This window comes from Bacillus sp. AFS001701, from assembly GCF_002559405.1.
Lineage (GTDB): Bacteria > Bacillota > Bacilli > Bacillales > Bacillaceae_G > Gottfriedia.
In genome coordinates this window covers 1-6382 of the sequence record NZ_NTZO01000540.1, presented here as the reverse complement: position 1 = coordinate 6382, position 6382 = coordinate 1, and the positions used below count along the sequence as shown (strand labels likewise).

Here is a 6382-nt window from a genome sequence, read left to right as displayed (position 1 = left end):
CTTCATCTTTTGATGAAAAAAGAAGAAATTGATGATCAAAAACTAAACGATGAAAAGATAGTAGTCGTTTTTGATGTATTGCTTGCTACTTCCACCATTACAGCGGCATTAGCCTTTGGTGCTAAAGAGGTCGTACCTGTTATGAATGGACAAGAGGCAGTTCTTTTCACAAATAAAAATTTGGACAAAGAATACCTATTAATAGGGGAATATGAAGGGAATACAATTGAAGGTTTTCTAGCTCCTAATCCATTAACTTTAAAGAAAGTTGTTCCTGATCAGTCAATCGTTTTATCAACAACGAATGGAACAGTGGCGTTAAAAAATTCTCAAAATGCAAAGAGAGTATATGCTGCATCAATTTTGAATGCAAATGCAGTTGCATATCACTTAAGACAATCCTACAAAGATGAGTCTGTTATTTTAGTATGTTCGGGATCTTCAGGAAAATTTAATATGGAAGACTTTTATGGAGCAGGTTATTTTATTGATTGCTTAGTAAATGAATCATGTACTTTTGATTTATCTGATGCAGCTAAGTCTGCCCATTATTTTTACTTAGGTTTGAAAGAAAAATGTAATGAGATTTTAGCGGAATCGAATGTTGGTAAAATGTTAGTTCGTTATGGATTTGAAGAAGAATTAAAATTCGTTAGTAGGAAAAGTATTTTTAATGTTGTACCAATATTTACAGATGGTAAAAGCGTAGTTAATGTCAATTTTTCAAAGGAAACTATTTAAATATTGTTCTATTAAACACTGTAACTTGTTAGGCAAAAACTAGTTGTGAAAGGGATGATTGAATGGATTTTTTATATACGCAAAAAAGTAAAGAGCTTCAATTAAAGTTAACAAAATTTATGGAAACTTACGTTTATCCTAATGAGCGAATATATGAGCAGCAGTTAAATGCCCAAGAAACTCGGTGGAGTGATGTACCTCCGATTATGGAAGAATTAAAACAAAAAGCAAAACAAGCAGGATTATGGAATTTATTTTTACCTGAAAGTGACTTAGGAGCAGGATTGACGAATTTAGAATACGCTCCATTATGCGAAATTATGGGACGATCTATGATTGGACCAGAAGTGTTTAATTGTAGTGCACCAGATACTGGGAATATGGAGGTTTTAGAAAGATATGGTACGAAAGAGCAAAAGGAAAATTGGTTAGTACCACTTTTAAACGGTGAAATTCGCTCATGCTTTTCAATGACCGAGCCTGAGGTTGCTTCTTCTGATGCCACAAATATTGAAGCGAGTATCAAAAAAGAAGGTGATTATTATATCATCAATGGTCGAAAATGGTGGTCATCTGGAGCTGGGGATCCTAGATGCAAAATTGCAATATTTATGGGGAAAACGAACCCGGATGCATCTAAGTATGAACAGCAATCTATGATTCTAGTCCCGTTAAATACACCTGGCGTAAAAATCGAAAGGGTATTACCAGTATTCGGTTATGATCATGCACCGCATGGACATGCAGAAATTACGTTTACAAATGTAAAAGTTCCTGCAAGTAATATTTTATGGGGAGAGGGGAAAGGATTTGCGATTGCACAAGGTAGACTTGGTCCAGGTCGCATCCACCATTGTATGAGATTGATTGGTGCTGCCGAACGGGCACTCGTAGAAATGTGTAAGCGTGTTCAAAATCGAGCAGCATTTGGTAAGCCAATTGCAAATCAAGGCGTAGTTCAAGAGTGGATTGCTAATTCAAGAATCGAAATTGAGCAAGCTAGATTACTAACCTTAAAGGCCGCATATATGATGGACACTGTTGGTAATAAAGAGGCGAAAGCAGAAATTGCAATGATAAAAGTCGTCGCACCTTCAATGGCTTTACGCGTAATTGACCGCGCTATTCAAGCCTTTGGTGCTGCAGGTGTATCTGATGATTATACGTTAGCTGCTCAATGGGCAAATGCCAGAACGCTAAGATTAGCTGATGGTCCAGATGAAGTACATCGAGCGCAGTTAGCAAGATTAGAATTAAAAAAACATGCTACAGAAAAAAACTTCTCTACAATAAAAAGTTAATTCAAATTAAATGACAGATTGAGAGAGGATCTAAATGAGACTAATAGATAAAGTGGCAGTTATTACAGGCGGAGGTAGTGGAATCGGGCGTGCTACTGCTATCCGTTTCGCAAAAGAGGGAGCAAAAATTGTTATAGCAGACATTAATGAAGTTACTGGTGAAGAAACACTAGGTGTAATAAATCAACAAAATCAAGAAGCTATTTTCATAAAAACGAATGTAGCCGAAAGTAAAAGCATTCAAAATTTGATAAAGCGAGCAGTTGAACATTTTGGTCGAATTGATATTTTGTTTAACAATGCTGGAATAGGAAACTCCGAAGTAAGAAGTGTAGACTTAGCAGAAGAGGAATGGGATCAAGTAATCGATATTAATCTAAAAAGTGTATTTTTAGGCATAAAATATGCAATTCCTGAGCTAAAAAAATCTGGCAACGGTGTGATAATCAATACAGCTAGTTTACTAGGTTTAAAAGGACGAAAATATGTAAGTGCATACAATGCTTCTAAAGGTGGAGTAGTTTTATTAACGCAAAATGCAGCATTAGAGTACGGAAAATATAATATTCGAGTAAATGCCATTGCTCCAGGAATAATTGATACAAATATAATAAAGGAATGGAAAAATGATGAAAGAAAGTGGTCGATTTTATCCCGTGCAAATGCACTTGGTAGAATAGGGTCTCCAGATGAAATCGCATCAGCTGCACTATTTTTAGCATCTGATGAAGCATCATTCGTGACTGGAGCAACGTTATCAGTTGATGGTGGAGGATTAATATTCTAATCTATTAGATTTGAAAAGTTGTTTAAAACAATATTCATGATCAGAAATGGAGAGTTATGTATGTCAACAAATAAAGTTTGGTTAGCTCACTATCCTGAATATATTGCAAAAGAACTATCAATTCCGACAAAAACAATTCCAGAAATATTTAACGAAACTGCCGAAAACTATCCTAATCATTCTTGTCTATCATTTTATGGTAAAAAAAATACGTATAAAGAAGTACAGTCGGCAGTAAAGAGATTTGCTTCTGCATTACAAAAAGATGGCATTCAAAAAGGTGACCGTATAGCAATCATGCTTCCAAATTGTCCACAATATGTTATTTCATATTATGGAATTCTAACTGTAGGTGGAATCGTAACCCAAATAAATCCAATGTCTGTTGAAAGGGAACTAAAGGAATTATTAAATGACTCAGGAACTGAAACAATCGTTGTATTAAACAGTTTGTACACTACCGTCAAACCATTAATTGAAGACACAAATTTACGGAAAATTATCGTAGTAAATTTAACTGGTACAGAAGAGAATTATGAAGAAGCAATATCCTTTGGAAGTTTTTTGCAAAGCGGAAATCAAGAATTGAAACCTGTTTCGATTGATTCTCATGAAGATGTTGCAATTCTTCAATACACTGGTGGAACAACTGGACGTTCAAAAGGAGTAATGCTAACCCACCGAAATCTATACGCAAATATAATGCAGCAAGGTGAATTTTATAAAGGCGCTTTCAATCCTGGTTGTGAGCGGGTCTTATCCATCATACCGTTTTTCCATGTTTATGGAATGACAGTATGTATTAATTTAAGTGTTTTCATGGCAAACGAAATGATCATCCTACCACGTTTTGAAATTGAAGAAGTTTTAAATACGATAAAAAATGAACAACCTACACTATTTCCAGGCGTACCAACAATGTATATTGCATTAATAAATCATCCTGAGTCTGAAAAATATGGGATCGATGCAATTAAGCTTTGCAATAGTGGAAGTGCACCGATGCCAGTAGAACTCATGAAACAATTTGAAAAAAAGACAGGTGCTACTATTTTAGAAGGCTATGGATTATCTGAAGCATCCCCAACTACTCATAGTAATCCTGCATTTGCAGCAAGAAAGCCAGGCACCGTGGGCATCCCTTTTCCATCTACTGATTCAAAAATCGTTGACATAGCTAGCGGATTAGACGAAGTTCAAGTAGGTGAAATTGGTGAATTAATTATTAAAGGACCTCAAGTAATGAAAGGCTATTGGAATTTACCAGAAGAAACGGCAAATACAATTAGAGATGGATGGTTATATACGGGTGATATTGCGAGTGTTGATGAAGATGGATACGTCTCAATTTTAGATCGAAAAAAGGATATGATTATAGCAAGTGGCTTTAACGTGTATCCTCGTGAAATAGAAGAAGTAATTTATGAGCATCCCTACGTAAAAGAGGCTGTTGTTATAGGTGTACCCGACTCTTATAGAGGTGAAACAGTTAAAGCAGTGATTGTCCTTAAAGAAGATAAACATCTTACTTTAGAAGAAATGAAGGAATACTGCAAAAATCATTTAGCGACATATAAAGTTCCACGAATAATCGAATTCCGAAACGAACTACCTAAAACGAATGTTGGCAAAATATTAAGAAGAGCTATTAGAGAAGAAGAAAGCTCTATCTATCAAGGGTAATGGATAGATTATCTTTCACAAGGAGTATCAATCTATTTAGTAAGATATGATACCCTTTAATTTAATTAATTAGATTACGATAAAAACTTCCTTGTACTATGATATAATTCTATTGAATTTTTAAGATTGCGAGGACATCTAATGAAACAAAAAATAAAGGAACACTCTATACAGCTATTTGATAAAAAAGGATTTACGAGTACATCCATTCAAGATATCGTCGAATCAATCGGAGTGACAAAAGGAACTTTTTACTACTATTATACAAGCAAAGAACAGCTTCTTATGGAAATTCATCTTCAATTTATTGATGAAGTATTAAATGAGCAGGAAGAAGTTATTAATGATTCAAAGAAAAGCTTTTCAGAAAAACTATTTGAAGTCATTTATTTAAGCCTAATGGACATTAAAAAGCAAGGTCCAAGTGCAAAGGTATTTTATCGTGAAATGAGACATTTAAATCCTGAAAGTTTAACAGAAATTAAAGCAAAAAGAGATTTATACAGATTTAATATTGAGAAGCTTCTTAATGAAGGAATTAAAAATGGGGATTTAAGATCAGATTTAGACGTACCTATCGTTTCATTCGGTATTTTAGGTGTTATGAACTGGAGTTATGAATGGTATAACGCAGAAGGACAAAAAAATGCATTTGAAATAGCGAAGTCATTCCAAGAAATGATCTTAAAAGGGATTAAAGTAGGGGAGTAATCACTTGTCTCCTTCTCCTTTACATACCGACCAGTTAGTATTGGTAAATACAAAATATTGATAAAGGTAGGTTGTTTTATGGAAAAATTCACCGTTACCCCTAGATTTTGTGAAACTGATGCATTAGGTCATATTAACAATACTAGTTACTTTATTTATTTAGAAGAAGCGCGAATTAAATTCTTCCAATCGCTTGGCTATTCAATGAATCTAGATGATTGGAAGTTTATTCTAGCGTCTACAAAATGTGATTTTGTGAATCAAGGTCACTTTAATCAAAAATTGTCAGTAGCAACTTATATTACAAGAATAGGAAACAAAAGTTTTCATCTCGAACATGAAATTTGTTGTGAAGAGACAAAGCAAATGATTGCTACGGGCAATGCGATCATTGTATTTTTTAATTTTAAAGAACAGCGTAGTGAAGTACTTCCTGGGGTATTTAGAGAACAGTTAGAAAGGCATTTAGTTGTTAAATAAACTGAATTTTCTAAAGTTAAGGAGGGGTAATATGGCTGAAAAGATAGAATTAGAAACGATTCATGTTCGCAAAGGTGAAGAGTTAAATCCTCATGTTTTACATAAATTTTTAGAAAAAAATATTGATGATCTTCCAGATGGAGAATTAGAGATTCGTCAGTTCTCAGCGGGTCATTCAAACTTAACCTATTTATTAAAAATTAGGGAAAGGGAAGTTGTGTTAAGACGACCGCCACTTGGCCCAGTTGCTCCAAAAGCACACGATATGAAAAGAGAATTTCGTATTTTATCAGAAATACATCCACACTTTTCGGCTGCACCTAAGCCGATTTTATATTCTGAAAATGAAGAAATTGTAGGTAGTCCATTTTTCATTATGGAAAGAAAATATGGTGAAGTATTTGACTCATCATTTCCTCCACATTTAAACGTAACAATTGAAGATCGTAAAAGATTATCTACTGTAATGGTAAATAAGCTGGTTGAGTTACACTCCATTGATTATACAAAAACAAAACTCCTAGAAATAACGAAACCTGAGAATTTTATGGAAAGACAAGTTAATGGCTGGATTGGACGTTATAACAGGGCAAAGACTAGTGAAATTGCCGAGGTTGATCGACTAATGAGTTGGTTAATCAATAATGTACCAAAAAATCATCACTCATCAATTATTCAT

7 protein-coding genes are annotated in these 6382 nt (G+C 34.3%); all 7 read left to right on the top strand.

The window, feature by feature from the left end; genetic code table 11:
* Positions 1–741, top strand: a 741-nt coding sequence (locus CN514_RS22370) for a 2-phosphosulfolactate phosphatase (protein ID WP_098234463.1), incomplete at its 5' end; no start/stop codon positions are given.
* 62 nt (positions 742–803) lie between these two features.
* Positions 804–2042, top strand: coding sequence for an acyl-CoA dehydrogenase family protein (locus tag CN514_RS22365; protein WP_098234462.1), 1239 nt, complete (start codon positions 804–806; stop codon positions 2040–2042).
* Between the two features lie 34 nt (positions 2043–2076).
* The gene (locus CN514_RS22360; RefSeq protein ID WP_098234461.1) at positions 2077–2829 is read left to right on the top strand and encodes an SDR family NAD(P)-dependent oxidoreductase; all 753 of its coding nucleotides are present in this window, start codon (positions 2077–2079) and stop codon (positions 2827–2829) included.
* A gap of 60 nt (positions 2830–2889) precedes the next feature.
* Positions 2890–4512, top strand: a complete 1623-nt coding sequence (locus CN514_RS22355) for a long-chain-fatty-acid--CoA ligase (RefSeq protein WP_098234460.1) — start codon at positions 2890–2892, stop codon at positions 4510–4512.
* A 141-nt stretch (positions 4513–4653) separates the two neighbouring features.
* On the top strand, positions 4654–5223 hold the full coding sequence (locus CN514_RS22350; RefSeq protein WP_098234459.1) for a TetR/AcrR family transcriptional regulator: 570 nt from the start codon (positions 4654–4656) through the stop codon (positions 5221–5223).
* 78 nt (positions 5224–5301) lie between these two features.
* Positions 5302–5703, top strand: coding sequence for an acyl-CoA thioesterase (locus tag CN514_RS22345; protein ID WP_098234458.1), 402 nt, complete (start codon positions 5302–5304; stop codon positions 5701–5703).
* A 31-nt stretch (positions 5704–5734) separates the two neighbouring features.
* Positions 5735–6382, top strand: a 648-nt coding sequence (locus CN514_RS22340; protein ID WP_141529486.1) for a phosphotransferase family protein, incomplete at its 3' end; no start/stop codon positions are given.